Source organism: Pseudomonas sp. AE27 (assembly GCF_037113495.1).
Taxonomy (GTDB): Bacteria; Pseudomonadota; Gammaproteobacteria; order Pseudomonadales; family Pseudomonadaceae; genus Aquipseudomonas; species Aquipseudomonas palmensis.
Map to the genome: position 1 here is coordinate 5,197,107 of NZ_CP146966.1, position 15,019 is coordinate 5,212,125.

General features: G+C 65.9%; 13 protein-coding genes. 9 read left to right on the top strand and 4 right to left on the bottom strand.

Annotation, left to right across the window (positions count from 1 at the left end):
• The first annotated feature begins 17 nt into the window (after positions 1 to 17).
• From V9K84_RS23810 to V9K84_RS23830, 5 genes are all read left to right on the top strand, one after another.
• The gene (locus tag V9K84_RS23810) at positions 18 to 2,372 is read left to right on the top strand and encodes a glucose/quinate/shikimate family membrane-bound PQQ-dependent dehydrogenase (protein ID WP_088514270.1); all 2,355 of its coding nucleotides are present in this window, start codon (positions 18 to 20) and stop codon (positions 2,370 to 2,372) included.
• A gap of 173 nt (positions 2,373 to 2,545) precedes the next feature.
• Positions 2,546 to 3,112: a DUF2780 domain-containing protein gene (locus V9K84_RS23815; protein ID WP_043863642.1), complete on the top strand. Its 567-nt coding sequence runs from the start codon at positions 2,546 to 2,548 to the stop codon at positions 3,110 to 3,112.
• Between the two features lie 71 nt (positions 3,113 to 3,183).
• The gene (locus tag V9K84_RS23820; RefSeq protein WP_043863643.1) at positions 3,184 to 3,612 is read left to right on the top strand and encodes a DUF350 domain-containing protein; all 429 of its coding nucleotides are present in this window, start codon (positions 3,184 to 3,186) and stop codon (positions 3,610 to 3,612) included.
• 15 nt (positions 3,613 to 3,627) lie between these two features.
• The gene (locus V9K84_RS23825; RefSeq protein ID WP_088514271.1) at positions 3,628 to 4,323 is read left to right on the top strand and encodes a DUF1190 domain-containing protein; all 696 of its coding nucleotides are present in this window, start codon (positions 3,628 to 3,630) and stop codon (positions 4,321 to 4,323) included.
• A 9-nt stretch (positions 4,324 to 4,332) separates the two neighbouring features.
• Positions 4,333 to 5,490 (top strand): glutathionylspermidine synthase family protein, encoded by a 1,158-nt coding sequence (locus V9K84_RS23830; RefSeq protein WP_088514272.1) that lies wholly within the window; start codon positions 4,333 to 4,335, stop codon positions 5,488 to 5,490.
• Here the strand turns inward: V9K84_RS23830 and V9K84_RS23835 are convergent.
• Entirely contained in the window at positions 5,487 to 6,377 is an 891-nt protein-coding gene (locus V9K84_RS23835; RefSeq protein WP_043863646.1) for an acyltransferase, read from the bottom strand. The two genes, V9K84_RS23830 and V9K84_RS23835, sit on opposite strands and share 4 nt — an antisense overlap.
• A gap of 180 nt (positions 6,378 to 6,557) precedes the next feature.
• Between V9K84_RS23835 and V9K84_RS23840 the strand changes: the two genes are divergently transcribed.
• The 4 genes from V9K84_RS23840 to creD all read left to right on the top strand — a co-directional run bounded on the left by V9K84_RS23840 (position 6,558) and on the right by creD (position 10,742).
• Positions 6,558 to 7,058, top strand: a complete 501-nt coding sequence (locus V9K84_RS23840) for an ATP-dependent zinc protease (protein WP_043863647.1) — start codon at positions 6,558 to 6,560, stop codon at positions 7,056 to 7,058.
• 141 nt (positions 7,059 to 7,199) lie between these two features.
• Positions 7,200 to 7,880 (top strand): two-component system response regulator CreB, encoded by a 681-nt coding sequence (gene creB, locus V9K84_RS23845; RefSeq protein WP_088514273.1) that lies wholly within the window; start codon positions 7,200 to 7,202, stop codon positions 7,878 to 7,880.
• Positions 7,880 to 9,313 carry a two-component system sensor histidine kinase CreC gene (gene creC / locus V9K84_RS23850; protein WP_043863649.1) on the top strand — a complete coding sequence of 478 codons (1,434 nt, stop codon included), beginning with the start codon at positions 7,880 to 7,882 and terminating at the stop codon, positions 9,311 to 9,313. The genes creB and creC overlap by 1 nt, the downstream gene beginning before the upstream one ends.
• A gap of 94 nt (positions 9,314 to 9,407) precedes the next feature.
• Positions 9,408 to 10,742, top strand: coding sequence for a cell envelope integrity protein CreD (gene creD, locus V9K84_RS23855; RefSeq protein ID WP_338792846.1), 1,335 nt, complete (start codon positions 9,408 to 9,410; stop codon positions 10,740 to 10,742).
• A 163-nt stretch (positions 10,743 to 10,905) separates the two neighbouring features.
• Here the strand turns inward: creD and V9K84_RS23860 are convergent, their stop codons facing one another.
• The 3 genes from V9K84_RS23860 to V9K84_RS23870 all read right to left on the bottom strand — a co-directional run bounded on the left by V9K84_RS23860 (position 10,906) and on the right by V9K84_RS23870 (position 14,976).
• Positions 10,906 to 11,538, bottom strand: a complete 633-nt coding sequence (locus V9K84_RS23860; protein ID WP_088514275.1) for a glutathione S-transferase — start codon at positions 11,536 to 11,538, stop codon at positions 10,906 to 10,908.
• 9 nt (positions 11,539 to 11,547) lie between these two features.
• Positions 11,548 to 12,213 (bottom strand): peptide-methionine (S)-S-oxide reductase MsrA, encoded by a 666-nt coding sequence (msrA, locus tag V9K84_RS23865; RefSeq protein ID WP_043863652.1) that lies wholly within the window; start codon positions 12,211 to 12,213, stop codon positions 11,548 to 11,550.
• A 69-nt stretch (positions 12,214 to 12,282) separates the two neighbouring features.
• Positions 12,283 to 14,976, bottom strand: a complete 2,694-nt coding sequence (locus tag V9K84_RS23870; RefSeq protein WP_043863653.1) for a GGDEF and EAL domain-containing protein — start codon at positions 14,974 to 14,976, stop codon at positions 12,283 to 12,285.
• Between the last annotated feature and the right edge of the window lie 43 nt (positions 14,977 to 15,019).

Consider the following 15,019-nt stretch of genomic DNA (forward strand, 5'->3'; position numbering starts at 1 on the left):
TTTAGGACGGTAATCACATGAACGAACAGGCAGGTGCTCCGGGCACCGCAAAGTGGCTGCTGGGAGGTCTGGGCATCCTGATCGCCCTGATCGGCCTGGTGCTGGCAGGGGGCGGTGCGTACCTGAGCAGCCTCGGTGGTAGCTGGTACTTCCTTCTGATGGGCCTGGCGATGCTGGTCAGCGGTGTGCTGATCGCGCGGCGCAAGCCGTTGGGCGCCTGGCTGTACGCGGTGGCCCTGGTACTCACCGCGATCTGGGCGGTGTGGGATGCCGGCCTGGACTTCTGGCCGCTGGTCTCGCGGGTACTGACCTTTGCCGTGATCGGCCTGGTCATCGCGCTGGTGTTCCCGAGCCTGCAACGCGCCGACGGTCGTGCGGCCGGGCGTGGCGCGTTCGCGGTGGCCGGTGTGCTGGCCGTTGGCGTGGTCGCCACCCTGGGCTACATGTTCGTGCCCACCCACGTGGTCACCGCCAGCAGCGAGCCTGCGGTGCAGCCGGTCAAGCCGGGCACCGAGCAGAAGGACTGGGCGCACTGGGGCAACACCACCGCCGGCAACCGCTTTGCCGCGCTGGACCAGATCAACAAGGGCAACGTCGACAAGCTGCAGGTGGCCTGGACCTTCCATACCGGTGACGTGCCGCAAAGCACCGGCGCCGGTGCCGAAGACCAGAACACGCCGCTGCAGATCGGCGACACCCTGTATTCCTGCACCGCCTACGGCAAGGTCTTCGCCCTGGACGTGGACACCGGCAAGCAGCGCTGGATGTTCGACCCCAAGGGCAGCGCGCCGAACTGGCAGCGTTGCCGTGGCCTGGGCTACTCCGAAACCCCGCTGGCCGCCGATGCCGGCCCGCAGGCCTGCGCCAAGCGCCTGTTCCTGCCCACCGGCGATGCCCGCCTGATCGCGATCAACGCCGAAAACGGCGAAGTATGTGCCGACTTTGGCGATAACGGCGTGGTCGACCTGAGCGTCGACATGGGCGAGATCAAGCCGGGCTATTACCAGCAGACCTCCACCCCGCTGGTGGCCGGCGATGTGGTGATCGTCGGTGGCCGCGTGGCCGACAACTTCTCCACCGGCGAACCGCCGGGCGTGGTGCGTGCCTATGACGTGCGGACCGGCGAGCTGGCCTGGGCCTGGGACCCGGGCAACCCGAACATCACCAAGCGCCCGCCCGAAGGCCAGACCTACACCCGTGGCACGCCCAACGTGTGGTCGGCGATGTCCTATGACGCCAAGCTGGGCCTGGTGTACCTGCCGACCGGCAACGCCACCCCGGACTTCTTCGCCGGCACCCGTACCGAACTGGACGACAAGTACAGCTCCTCGATCGTGGCGCTGGACGTGAAGAACGGCCAGGTGCGCTGGCACTTCCAGACCACCCACCACGACCTGTGGGACTTCGACCTGCCGGCCCAGCCGCTGCTGTACGACATCCCGGATGACAAGGGTGGCGTGCAACCGGCGCTGGCCCAGGTGACCAAGCAGGGCGAGATCTTCGTGATCAACCGTGAAACCGGCGTGCCGATTGCCAAGGTCGAAGAGAAGCCGGTGCCCCAGGGCAACGTGCCGGGCGAGCGTTATTCGCCGACCCAGCCGTTCTCGGTAGAGATGCCGTCGATCGGCAACCAGACCCTGAAAGAGTCGGACATGTGGGGCGCGACCCCGTTCGACCAGCTGCTGTGCCGCATCTCGTTCAAGGGCATGCGCCACGAGGGTGTGTACACCCCGCCAGGGCTGGACCCGGCGTTGCAGTTCCCCGGCTCGCTGGGTGGCATGAACTGGGGTAGCGTGTCGGTCGACCCGACCAGCAACTACATGTTCGTCAACGACATGCGTCTGGGCCTGGCCAACTACATGATCCCGCGTGCAGACATTCCCAAAGGTGCCAGCGGCATCGAGATGGGGGTGGTGCCGCAGGACGGTACGCCGTATGGCGCGATGCGCCAGCGCTTCCTGTCCGCGGCCGGTATTCCGTGCCAGAAGCCGCCGTTCGGCACCATGTCGGCCATCGACCTGAAGACCAGGAAACTGATGTGGCAGGTGCCGGTCGGTACCGTGCAGGACACCGGGCCGCTGGGCATCCGCATGCACCTGCCGATCCCGATCGGCATGCCGACCCTGGGCGCTTCGCTGTCGACCCAGTCGGGCCTGCTGTTCTTTGCCGGCACCCAGGACTTCTACCTGCGTGCGTTCGACTCGGGCAACGGCAACGAGATCTGGAAGGCGCGTCTGCCGGTGGGCAGCCAGTCGGGGCCGATGACCTACGTGTCGCCCAAGACCGGCAAGCAATACATCCTGATCAGTGCTGGCGGTGCACGCCAGTCGCCGGATCGGGGTGATTACGTGATTGCGTACGCCTTGCCGTAGGGCGGGTTGCCATTCTGTTGCAGGAGCCAGCCTTGCTGGCGAAAGCGGCCAGCGCGTATCCCTGGATATCGCGGTGCTGCTTTCGCCGGCAAGGCCGGCTCCTACAGGCGATGACGGCGGAACATTCGCCGCAGATACGGGTCGAAACCTCGCTTTCCTACGAGGTCCGCCCCATGAAACGTTTCGCACTGCTCTCCCTGCTGGCACTCGCCACCACCTCGGCCCTGGCCTTCAATCTCAACGATGCCGCCAACGCCGTGTCTGCCATGCAAGGCAACAAACAGCAGGACGCTGCCGTTCAAGCCCCGGCCCCCTCGGCCAACCTGCTCAATACCCTGGGCGACCAACTCGATATCACCCCCGAACAGGCCATTGGCGGCACCGGCGCGCTGCTGGGCCTGGCCAGGCATCAGCTCAGCAGCAGCGACTACTCGCAACTGAGCAAGGCCGTGCCCGGCCTTGACCTGCTGTCCGGCGACAATGCCCTGGGCGGCCTCAGCGGCCTGGGCGAGTTGCTCGGCAAGAGCGGCAATTCCTCGGCCCTGAGCAACGCACTGGGCAACGTCAAGGACACCGACGACCTGAACAACGCCTTCGGCGCCCTGGGCATGAATACCGGCATGATCGCCCAGTTCGCCCCGCTGATCCTGCAGTACCTGGGCCAGCAGGGCGTGGCCGGTTCGCTGCTGCAGAGCCTGGGCGGCATCTGGGGCACCCCGGCCGCCGTGCCTTCGGTGTAAGCCGGCGGTTTGCCGAGGCGGGGCGGTGTGGTATACGTCCCGCCCCGTTCAAGCAAGGAAGTGCGACCCCGATGTTCATGGATGCCCTGAAGATGTCCCTGCCGGCCGATGCCGTGCTGGGTTTTCTGTTCTACATGGCCGGCGCCGCCGTGCTGTTCGCGCTCTATGCGTTCATCTATACCCGCCTGACCCCCTACAACGAATTTGCCCTGATCCGCGAAGGCAACAGCGCTGCCGCCATCGCCCTGGGCGGTGCGCTGCTGGGTTTCGCCATCCCCGTGTCCGGGGCCATCTCCCATTCGATCTCGCTGCTCGACTTCCTGCTGTGGTCGGTGATCGCCGGCGCCGTGCAGTTGCTCGCGTTCGTGGTGGTCAGCGTGGTGGTCAAGGGCATGGACGAGCGTATCCGCCGTCAGGAAAACGCGGCCGCCATCTTGCTGGCTGCCGTGGCCATCGGCATCGGCATGCTCAATGCCGCGTGCATGACCCCAGCGGCCTGACAGCGGAGCACAGCCATGAAACGCAGCACGAGCATTCGGCTGATTGCCCTGGGCAGCCTGCCGCTGGCGCTGGCCGCCTGTGACAGTGATCGCAGCGCCACCCGCGTGGTCAGCGAGGTCAAGCGTTACCAGGACGTCGACAGCTGCGCCCTGGCCGGGGTAAGCCGTTCGGTGTGCGACAACGCCTGGAACGTCGCCCGCCAGCACCACGATGCCAACGCCCCACGCTTCACCCGCCTGGAAGACTGCCTGGCCAGCTTCGAGCAGTGCGAGCCAGGTCAGGGCGCGAGCTTTCACATGCCGCGCATGCAAGGCTTCGCCCTGACCACCGAGCGCCAGGTGTATGACGACGGGCTGAGCCAGACCTCCAGCACCACCTCGTCGGCCGTGTATGGCGGCGGCGGTGGCCGCTACGACTACGTCAATGTCGAGCCGCGCTACCTGTCGGAGGCGATCTACCACGAGCGTGAAGGGCGCGAAGGGTTCAGGGCCAGCTCGCTGACCGACCAGGTCAACAGCGGCAACCAGTATGCCGGGCTGGTCGAGGACCACGCGCCGTCCAGCCGTTTCAACGGCGGGGCTGGTGCCGATGCCCATGCGTCGGTGCTGCCGGCGCGCTTCATGGCCTCGGCACGGCCCTGGACGGTGGGCAGCCACCCCGGCTTCGCGGCCCATGTACCAGGCCGTGGCGGCTTCGGTTTCGGTTCCTGAGGGCGGGCGATGAAACGTATTGCCTGCACCCCGCGCGCGGACTGGAAAGCCACCGCCGAACACTACGGCTTCAGGTTCCACACCTTCGGCGACGAGCCGTACTGGGACGAGTCGGCGTGCTACCAGTTCACCCTGCGCCAGATCGAGGACGACCTCGAAGAACCCACCCGCCAGTTGCACGAGCTGTGCATGGACCTGGTGGCGCGGGCAGTGGACAGCGAAGAGCTGCTCGACCGCCTGGCCATGCCGCGTGACTACCGCGACCTGATCCGCCGCTCATGGCGCGACGGGCACCCGCATTTCTACGGGCGCATGGACCTGAGCTACGACGGCCACGGCCCGGCCAAGCTGCTGGAAGCCAACTACGACACACCCACCTCGCTGTACGAGGCCGGCTTCTTCCAGTACCTGTGGCTTGAGCAGCAGATGCAGCGCGGTGTACTGCCGGCCGATGCCGACCAGTTCAACAGCCTTGAAGAGAAGCTCGGCCAGGTGTTCGGCGCCAACACCTTTGCCACGCCGTTCTACTTTGCCTCGGTCAGGGACTCGCTGGAGGATCGTGGCACGGTGCAGTACCTGTGCGACATTGCCACCGCTGCCGGGCTCGATACACGCCTGATCGATGTGGAAGACATCGGCCTGAACCCGGCCGGGCGTTTCATCGACCGCAGTGGGGCGCCGATCCCCAGCCTGTTCAAGCTCTACCCGTGGGAAGACATGTTCCACGACCGCTACGGCCCGGCGATTGCCGGCAGCGGCACGCTGTTCGTCGAGCCGCCCTGGAAGGCGCTGCTGTCGAACAAGGGCATGCTGGCGCTGCTGTGGGAGCAGCACGAAGGGCACCCGAACCTGCTGCCCGCATTCATCGACGCCACGCCCGAACGGCCGCTGGCGCCGGGGTGGGTGCGCAAGCCGTTCTTCTCGCGGGAGGGGGCGAATGTGGAGATTCATACCCCTGACGGGCAGCGGGTGAAGGAGGAGGGGCCGTATGGCAGTGGCCCCCACGTGATCCAGCAGTTTCATGCCTTGCCACGGTTTGCCGGCAGCCACACGGTGATCGGCAGCTGGGTGGTTGGCGATCAGCCGGCAGGCATCGGCATTCGCGAGGACAACTCGCTGATCACCAAGGACAGCAGCCGCTTCGTGCCCCACGCGATCATCGGCTAGCGGCGCAGCTCCTGGCGCAGTTGCTCGATGCGCGCGTCCTTGTCGTGCCACAGCTGGTTGACCCAGTCCTGTACGCTGCGCCGGAATTGCGGATCGTTCTCGTAGTCGCCGCGCCACAGGGCCGGGTCCAGTGCGCGTACCTGGATGTCCACGATCACCCGCGGCACTGCACCGCTGACCAGGTCCCAGAACCCCGGCGCGGTGTCGCCGGGGTACACCAGGGTCACGTCGAGCAGGGCGTCGAGCTGTTCGCCCAGCGCGGCGAGCACGAACGCCACGCCGCCGGCCTTGGGCTTGAGCAGGTGACGGAACGGCGAGCCCTGGGCATCGCGCTTGGCCGGGGTGAAGCGGGTACCTTCGAGGTAGTTGACCACGGTCACCGGCTGGCGCTTGAACAGCTCGCAGGCGGCCTTGGTGATCTCCAGGTCCTGGCCCTTGAGGTGCGGGTGGCGTTCGAGGAAGGCCTTGCTGTAGCGCTTCATGAACGGGTAGTCCAGCGCCCACCAGGCCAGGCCCAGGAACGGCACCCAGATCAGTTCCTTTTTCAGGAAGAACTTGAAGAACGGAATGCGCCGGTTGAACACCTGGATCAGCGCGGGAATATCCACCCAGCTCTGGTGGTTGCTGACCATCAGGTAGGAGGTGTCCAGGCGCAGGTCGGCGGCGCCGCGCACGTCCCAGCGGGTGGGGATGCACAGGGCGAAGATCAGCTTGTCGATCTCGGCCCAGGTCTCGGCGATCCACATCACCGCCCACGAGGCGTAGTCGCGGTAGCGGCCGGGCAGTACCAGCTTGAGCAGGGCGAAGACCAGCAACGGGCCGATCAGCACCAGGGTGTTGAGCAAGAGCAGCAGGGTCACAAGACTGCCGGTAAGCAGGCGGCGCATAAGAAAACTCTGATTTTCGGTTAGGCGGTCGGCCATGATAAGCAGGGATTCGGTTCAGGCCAAACTCTGGGCAGCCCACGGCGCGGACAAATGTTTCACATTGTGTTGAATACCCTGTGGCGACGAACCTATGCTGCTGCGGCAGTCTAAACACAGACTTTTCTCAAGGAAGCTGACCCGGTGAAATCCGTACTTGCACTGCTTTCCCTGCTGGCCTTGCCGGTGATGGCCGCCGAGCCGACCCTGTATGGCCGTTATGAATACATTGGCGTGGCGGACCTCGACCAGACGTTCAAGGCCAAGATGGACACCGGCGCGCTGACCGCGTCGCTGTCGGCCAAGGACATCGAGCGCTTCAAGCGTGATGGTGAGGACTGGGTGCGGTTCCGCCTGGCGACCAAGGATGCCGACGGCAAGGTGTATGAACACAAGGTGGCGCGCATCAGCAAGATCAAGAGCCGCGCCGATGAAGACGAGGACGGCGAAGCACCCGACCCGGCCAAGCGTCCGGTGGTGGAGCTGGAATTGTGCCTGGGCGACGTCAAGCGCACGGTGGAGGTCAACCTGACCGACCGCAGCAGCTTCAACTACCCGCTGCTGATCGGGGCCAAGGCGCTGCGCGAGTTCGGCGCGGCGGTGAACCCGGCGCGCCGGTTCACGGCGGGCAAGCCTGAATGCTGAGTTGAATCCATCGCGGCTCAAGCCCGCTCCCACAAGGGCCGTCGTTCTCCCGTGGGAGCGGGCTTGACCCGCGACAGGGCCTTGTCAGTCGAGGGATAATCCCCTACAAGTGCACCCAAACCTGCCAGGCCTGCACCACCCATGCCCCACATACTGATTGTCGAAGACGAAGCGGCCATCGCCGACACCCTGATCTTTGCCCTGCAAGGCGACGGTCACAGCACCGAATGGGTGACCCTGGGCAGCGCCGCGCTGGAACAGCAGCGTCAGCGCCCGGCTGACCTGATCATTCTCGATATCGGCCTGCCGGATATCAACGGCTTCGAAACCTGCCGCCAGCTGCGCCGCTTCAGCGAGGTGCCGGTGATGTTCCTCAGCGCCCGCGATGGGGAGATCGACCGCGTGGTGGGCCTGGAGATCGGTGCCGACGACTATGTGGTCAAACCCTTCAGCCCGCGTGAAGTGGCGGCGCGGGTACGCGCCATCCTCAAGCGCATGACCCCGCGCAGCGAACCCGAGGCCCCCGAAACGCCCTTCAGCATCGACTCCCAGCGCCTGCAGATCAGCTATCGCGGTCAATCGCTCAACCTCACCCGGCACGAATTTCGCCTGCTGCAATGCCTGCTCGAACAACCCGAACGGGTGTTCAGCCGCGAGCAACTGCTGGATGCCACCGGCGTGTCGGCCGAGGCCGGCTACGAGCGCAACGTCGACAGCCACATCAAGAGCCTGCGCGCCAAGCTGCGCACCGTGCAGGCCGACGCCGAACCTATCCAGACCCACCGCGGCCTGGGCTACAGCTACAGCCCCGGGCACAGCTGATGCGCCTGGGCATCCGCATCTTCCTGGTGTACTTCCTGTTCGTCGGGCTGACCGGCTACTTCATCCTCAACACCGTGCGCGAACAGGTGCGCCCGGGTGTGCGCCAGTCCACCGAGGAAACCCTGGTGGACACCGCCAACCTGCTGGCCGAGATTCTGCGCGACGAGGTCAAGGCCGGCACCCTCGGCCAGGGCCGGCTGCCCGAGCTGCTCAAGGCTTACGGCAAGCGCCAGCCCAGGGCCGATATCTGGGGCCTGGCCAAGAACGAGGTCAACCACCGCATCTACGTCACCGACGCCAACGGCAAGGTGTTGCTCGACTCCAGCGGCGAAGCCCTGGGCCAGGACTATTCGCGCTGGAACGACGTGTACCTGACCCTGCGCGGCGAGTATGGCGCCCGCTCCACCCGCAGCGATCCGGACGACCCGGAGTCGTCGGTGATGCACGTGGCGGCGCCGATCATCGATGCCGGCAAGATCATCGGCGTGGTCACCGTGGCCAAGCCGAACAAGTCGTTGCAGCCGTACATCGATCGCTCCGAGCGGCGCCTGTTCAACCTGGGCCTTGGCCTGATCGTGCTGGGCCTGCTGGTGGGCGCCGGGCTGTCGTGGTGGCTGGCGCGCTCGCTACGTCGGCTGACGCGCTATGCACAGGCGGTCAGCGAGGGTGAACGCGTGGCCTTGCCGCATTACCGCGGCGGCGAGCTGGCGCAACTGGCCGGTGCGGTGGAGCGCATGCGCACGCAGCTGGAGGGCAGGGCGTATGTGGAGCGCTACGTGCATACCCTGACCCACGAGCTGAAAAGCCCGCTGGCGGCGATTCGCGGGGCCAGCGAGCTGCTGCAGGGGCCGATGAGCGACGAGCAGCGTCAACGCTTTGCCAGCAATATCGAAAGCGAGAGCGCGCGCATGCAGCAGTTGATCGAGCGGCTGCTGGACCTGGCCCAGGTCGAGCAGCGCCAGGGCCTGGAAGACCAGCAGCAGGTGCCGCTGGCGGCGCTGGTGGACGAGGTGCTGCTGGCCCAGAGCGCGCGCATCGAAAGCGCCGGCCTGCAGGTGCGCCAGCGGGTACCGGCCAGCGTGCGGCTGCTGTGCGAGCCGTTTCTGCTGCGCCAGGCCATCGGCAACCTGCTGGAGAACGCCCTGGACTTCACCCCGCCGGGCGGCCTGCTGGTGGTCGACCTGGAGACACGGGGCCCACGGCTGGCGCTGAGCCTGTACAACCAGGGGGCGGCGATCCCGGACTATGCCCTGGGCCGGCTCAGCGAGCGCTTCTACTCGCTGCCGCGCCCGGGCACGGGGCGCAAGAGCACAGGCCTTGGGCTGAACTTCGTCGAGGAAGTGATGCAGCTGCATGGCGGCTCGCTGGAGGTGGCCAACGTCGAGGACGGCGTGCGGGTGCGCCTGTGGCTGCCCAACGAGCGGCTGGGCTGAGCTCCACGCACTCTCCACATAACTCCACACAAGCGCCCAACCCGCTCCATGCACGGCGGGCAGACTGGCTCCATCGAAACCGGAGCCATTGCCCATGAACCGAACCCTGAGCATCAAACTGGGCGCCATCGCCTTTCTGATCGTGTTGCTGCTGATACCCCTGCTGATGATCGGCGGCCTGATCCAGGACCGCCAGCAGCAGCGCGACAGTGTGGTCGAGGACATCGCCCAGAGCTCCAGCTACAGCCAGCAGATCAGCGGGCCGCTGCTGGTGGTGCCGTACCGCAAGATCCAGCGCACCTGGAAAACCGTGGATGGCAGCACCCAGCAGCAGACCAGCACGGTGGCCGGGCATCTGTACTTTCTGCCCGAAACCCTGGAGGTCGACGCCAAGGTCGACACCGAGCTGCGTTCGCGGGGCATCTACCAGGCGCGCCTGTTCCACGCCGACAACCGCATCAGCGGGCAATTCAAGGTGCCGGCGCAGTGGGGCATCACCGAAGACTTCGACGATTACCGCTTCGACCCGGCGTTTCTGGCCGTGGGCATCAGCGATATCCGCGGTATCGAGAAGAGCCTGGAACTGAACGTGAATGGCCAGTCGCTGGCCTTCGCCGCGGGCACGGGGCTGGGCTGGCTGGGCGGCGGTGTGCACGTGACGCTGCCCGACCTCGACGGCCGCGCCGAGACCCGCCTGGACTGCGCCTTCGACCTGAGCCTGCAGGGCACCGGGCGCCTGCATGTGCTGCCGGTAGGGCGCAGCACCACGGTGAACATGGCGGCGAACTGGCCGCATCCAAGCTTCATCGGCAACTACCTGCCCATCAGCCGCGAGATCGACGCCCACGGCTTCAGCGCGCGCTGGCAGACCTCGTTCTTCTCCACCAACCTGGAGGATGCGCTGACCCAGTGTGTGGTCAACAACGCCTGCGACGACTTTCACGGGCGCAGTTTCGGCGTGAGCTTCGTCGACCCGGTGGACCAGTACCTCAAGAGCGAGCGGGCGATCAAGTATGCGCTGTTGTTCATTGCGCTGACCTTTGCCGGGTTCTTCCTGTTCGAGATTCTCAAGAACCTCAGCGTGCACCCGATCCAGTATGCGCTGGTGGGTGTGGCCCTGGCGTTCTTCTACCTGCTGTTGCTGTCGTTGTCGGAGCACCTGGGGTTCGGGTTGGCGTATGCGCTGTCGGCGGGCGGCTGCGTGCTGCTGATCGGCTTCTACCTGTGCCACGTGCTGCGCAGCCTGGCGCGCGGGCTGGGGTTTGCGGCGGGCTTGCTGGTGCTGTACGCGATGCTCTACGGGCTGCTGGGCGCCGAGGACTACGCGCTGCTGATGGGCTCGTTGCTGCTGTTCGGCCTGCTTGGGGTGTTCATGGTGCTGACACGCCGCCTGGACTGGTATCAGGTTGGGCAGGGGATCTTGAAATGAGCGGGTTGAGGGAAGAGCGCTGCCTGGGGGAGATCATGGTGACCGAGATCAACCGCATCTGGGCTGTAGGAGCCGGCGTTGCCGGCGAAGGGATCACCGCGCAGCCAGACGATGCGCGGTGCCAGAGTCGCCGGCAAGGCCGGCTCCTGCAGGGCGAGCCCGATCAGGCCACAGAAGGGGCGGTCTTTAGCATCGATTCGCGCTGACTCACCTCGGCATACCAGGCTGCCAGTTTCGGCTGGCGCTCGCGCCAGCCAAGGTCCGGCAGGCGCAGGTCGATGTAGCCCAGCGCGCAGGCCACCCCGATTGCCGCCACGTCGAACACCGAGGCCAGTTCGGCCAGGTGCTCGTCTTCCAGGTGCGCCAGCGCGCGCCGGATCTTGTCCTGCTGGGCGTCGACCCACGGCGTCCAGCGCTTATCTTCAGGGCGCAGGAAGGTCTCGTAGCGCGCCACCACCGCCGCGTCCATGATCGCATCGGCCAGCGACGCCAGGGTCAGGCGCCGCCAGCGCGCCGGGCCCTCGCGCGGGATCAGCGGGTTGCCCACATGCTGATGGTCGAGAAACTCGACGATCACGCGGCTGTCATGCAGCACCGTGCCGTCCTCCAGGCGCAACGCCGGGATCTTGCCCGCCGGGTTGCCCAGGTTCAGCTCGGCATCGGTCTTGATCGGGCTCAGGTCGACGGGATGCAGGGCTACCCGCTCGGCCTGCCCGGTTTCGTGCAGCAGCACGCGAACCTTGCGCACGAACGGCGAGGCGGCGGCATGGAACAGGGTCATGCTCGGTGTGCTCATGGCGTGGCCTCAGTTGCCTTGCAGGCTGGGTGGCAGGCACACGCCAGTGCCGCCGATGCCGCAGTAGCCATTCGGGTTCTTGGCCAGGTACTGCTGGTGATAGGCCTCGGCGAAGTACACGGTCGGTGCCTGGGCGATCTCGGTGGTGATCTGGCCGAAACCGGCCTTGTTCAGCTCGGCCTGGTAGGCCTGCCTGCTGGCCTCGGCCAGTTCCAGCTGTTCGGGGCTGGTGCAGTAGATGGCCGAACGGTACTGGGTGCCGACGTCGTTGCCCTGGCGCATGCCCTGGGTGGGGTTGTGCAGCTCCCAGAACATGGTCAGCAGGTCCTGGTAGCTGACCTTGGCCTTGTCGAACACCACCAGCACCACTTCGGTGTGGCCGGTCAGGCCCGAGCAGACTTCTTCGTAGGTGGGGTTGGGGGTGAAACCGCCGGCGTAGCCGACCACGGTGCTGACCACACCTTCACGCTGCCAGAAGCGCCGCTCGGCACCCCAGAAGCAGCCCAGGCCGAAGATCGCGAAATCGACGTCTTCGAAGAACGGGCCCAGCAGCGGGGTGTCTTCGAACACGAAATGCTTCTCGGGCAGCGTCATCGGGGTCTCGCGACCCGGCAGCGCCTGTTCGGCGGCAGGCAGTACGTTTTTGTTCACCAGAATCTCCGAGCGCAGGACCATGGGCGGTTCCTCTTCAAGGCAGGATGTGTAGGGGGTAGACCCGTAGTGTGCCCGAGTGTTTCGCCGCTGTCAGGCGATTGGGCCACGCGGATAGCGCTTGAGTTTTTCGATCAGCTCGCTGCCGGGGATCGGCCGGTCGAACAGGTAGCCCTGGCCGACGTCGCAGCGGTGGCGGCGCAGGAACGCCAGCTGTTCGGCGGTCTCGATGCCTTCGGCCACCACCTTGAGCTTGAGGTTGTGAGCCATGGCCACCACTGCCGAGGTGATTTCCATATCGTCCTGGTTGTCCGGGATCTCGTGGATGAAGCTGCGGTCGATCTTGATGATGTCGATCGGGAATTTCTTCAGGTAGCTGAGCGAGGAGTAGCCGGTGCCGAAGTCGTCCATGGCCAGGGTCAGGCCCAGTTGCTTGAGCTCGTCGAGCTGGCGGTGGGTATCCTCGGTGGCTTCGAGCAGCAGGCCCTCGGTCAGTTCCAGTTCCAGCAGGTGTGGCGGCAGGGCTTCTTCCTTGAGGATGTTGGCGATCGAGCTGACCAGCTCCGGGTCGGAGAACTGCTTGGGCGACAGGTTGATCGCCACCTGCAGGTTGCCCATGCCCTCGGTGCTCAGCAGCTGGCTCATGCGGCAGGCCTGGCGCGCGATCCACTTGCCGATGGGGATGATCAGCCCGGTTTCCTCGGCCACGCTGATGAACTGGTCGGGGCGGATCATGCCCCGCTCCGGGTGGTTCCAGCGTAGCAGGGCCTCCAGGCCGAGCAGGCGACCGCTGCGCAGGCACAGCTTGGGCTGGTAGAACACGTCCAGTTCGTTCTGGGTCAGGGCGCGGCGCAGGTTGTTTTCCACGAACAGCTTGTAGCTGGCCTCGGCGTTGAGCGCCTCGGTGAACACCTGCACCTGGTGCTTGCCGTTGGCCTTGGCCTTGTGCAGGGCCAGGCCGGCGTTCTTCATCAGGGTCTGCGGGTCGCGCCCGTGCAGCGGCGCACACGCCAGGCCCACCGAGCCGGTCACGCTGATCAGCTGGTTGTCGACGAACATCGGCTTGTCGAGGGTGTTGAGCAACTGCTGGGCCACCTGCTGGCCGGCATCCAGGCTGCTGTCCTCCAGCAGCACGGCGAATTCGTTGCTGGCAAAGCGCGCCAGGCTGCCACCGGGGCTCAGGCTGTTGCGCAGGCGCCGGGCCAGGCTGATCAGCAGCTTGTCGCCGGTCTGGTGCCCGAGGCTGTCGTTGATGCGCTTGAAGTTGTCGATGTCCACCAGCAGCAGGCAGATGGGGCTGTCGCTGTCGCGCTCGAAGCGCTCGTCGAGGCTGCGGATGAACGCCGGGCGGTTGCCCAGGCTGGTGAGGTTGTCGGTGTAGGCCAGGCGTTCGATGCGCTGCTGGGCCAGCTTGCTCTGGGTGATGTCTTCGTAGATGCCGATGTAGTGGGTCAACTCGCGGTTGTCGCCATACACCTTGGAGATCGACAGTTGGCCCCAGTAGGGCTCGAGGTTCTTGCGCCGGCTCTTGAATTCGCCCTGCCAGCTGTTGCCCATGGCCAGGCTCGACGGCGAGTCGAACAGCAGCTCGCTGAGGTTCTCCAGTGCGGTGAGCTCGGACAGGCGGTGGCCATGCACCTCTTCGGGTGTGTACTGGGTGATCTCGGTGAAGCTGGGGTTGACGTATTCCACCACGCCATCGCGGTTGACCAGCAGAAAGGCGTTGGCGCTTTGTTCCACCGCGCGCTGGAACAGGTGCAGGGCGCTGGTGGCGGTGCGCCGGTTGTGGTTGTTGATGACCTGGGCGAACTGGTCGGCCAGCTCACCGGCAAAGGCGATTTCATCCGATTGCCAGGCCCGGGTCGAGCCGCTGTGTTCCAGGCAGAGCACGCCGACCACCTGGCCGTCGATGCGGATGCTGGCATCGAGCATGGCGTGGATACCGCGCTGGCGCAGGCTCTCGGAGATTTCGCGGGTGCGTGGGTCGCGCGCCGCGTTGTGCGCATCGATGGCGCGGCTGGTGTGCAGCGCCTCGAGGTAGTCGGGAAATCGCCCGGCATCGATCGCCTCGGGCAGGCGGTACTCCTGGGTGGCGCGGTAGAACGCCGAGATCGGTTCCAGTTGCTGGCCTTCCAGGTACCAGATGCTGGCGCAGTCGATGCTGTAGATTTCGCAGGCACTGCGGGTGATCAGCTCGGCGGCTTCCTGCAGCGAGTTGTCGGCGCTGTAGCGCTGGCGCGCCAGGCGCAGGATCAGGTCCTGCTGGGCGCGTACCCGCTCCAGGTGCTCGAGCTGTTCCTGCTGCGCCTGCTGGTTGAGCTGCAGGGCGATCTGCAGGCGGTTGTTGCGGGTTTCGAGTTCTGCCGCCGAAAGGTCGGGTGTGTCGTTGGGCTGGGCATCGAGCACCAGCAGATAGCCGCGCAGCAACTGGCGGTTGTGCTGCCGGTAAGCTTCGCCCAGCTCCAGCATATTGAGCGGGCCCAGGCTGGTGTGCAGGGTATAACGCACCAGGTAGTACGGACGCTGCGCCAGTTGCAGCTCGATGGTGTCGTGCAGCTTGTAGCGTGCCTCGGGCTCCATCAGGCTGGCATAGGGCGAGCCGATCAGCGCACACAGGTCGACGGCCGCCTGGCCGAACTGACGCTCGCAGCCCGGGTCGAGGAACAGCATGGCCCAGCTGGCCTCATTCAGCCGCTCGAAACGCAGCATGCCGAGCCGCGAAGGCACCGGCAACTGCGTCACTACCTCGGCCACCGTACGGCTGGCGGCATCAGGTTGGCTTTTCATGGGAAGCTCGCTTCAAGAAGGCTGTTGGCGCGGGCTGGGCGAA

What these genes read in the sequence shown, in the direction of transcription:
- V9K84_RS23810 (WP_088514270.1), top strand. Translation starts at nt 18, where the DNA reads ATGAACGAACAGGCAGGTGCTCCGGGCACCGCAAAGTGGCTGCTGGGA.
- V9K84_RS23815 (WP_043863642.1), top strand. Translation starts at nt 2,546, where the DNA reads ATGAAACGTTTCGCACTGCTCTCCCTGCTGGCACTCGCCACCACCTCG.
- V9K84_RS23820 (WP_043863643.1), top strand. Translation starts at nt 3,184, where the DNA reads ATGTTCATGGATGCCCTGAAGATGTCCCTGCCGGCCGATGCCGTGCTG.
- V9K84_RS23825 (WP_088514271.1), top strand. Translation starts at nt 3,628, where the DNA reads ATGAAACGCAGCACGAGCATTCGGCTGATTGCCCTGGGCAGCCTGCCG.
- V9K84_RS23830 (WP_088514272.1), top strand. Translation starts at nt 4,333, where the DNA reads ATGAAACGTATTGCCTGCACCCCGCGCGCGGACTGGAAAGCCACCGCC.
- V9K84_RS23835 (WP_043863646.1), bottom strand. Translation starts at nt 6,377, where the DNA reads ATGCGCCGCCTGCTTACCGGCAGTCTTGTGACCCTGCTGCTCTTGCTC.
- creB (WP_088514273.1), top strand. Translation starts at nt 7,200, where the DNA reads ATGCCCCACATACTGATTGTCGAAGACGAAGCGGCCATCGCCGACACC.
- creC (WP_043863649.1), top strand. Translation starts at nt 7,880, where the DNA reads ATGCGCCTGGGCATCCGCATCTTCCTGGTGTACTTCCTGTTCGTCGGG.
- creD (WP_338792846.1), top strand. Translation starts at nt 9,408, where the DNA reads ATGAACCGAACCCTGAGCATCAAACTGGGCGCCATCGCCTTTCTGATC.
- V9K84_RS23860 (WP_088514275.1), bottom strand. Translation starts at nt 11,538, where the DNA reads ATGAGCACACCGAGCATGACCCTGTTCCATGCCGCCGCCTCGCCGTTC.
- msrA (WP_043863652.1), bottom strand. Translation starts at nt 12,213, where the DNA reads ATGGTCCTGCGCTCGGAGATTCTGGTGAACAAAAACGTACTGCCTGCC.
- V9K84_RS23870 (WP_043863653.1), bottom strand. Translation starts at nt 14,976, where the DNA reads ATGAAAAGCCAACCTGATGCCGCCAGCCGTACGGTGGCCGAGGTAGTG.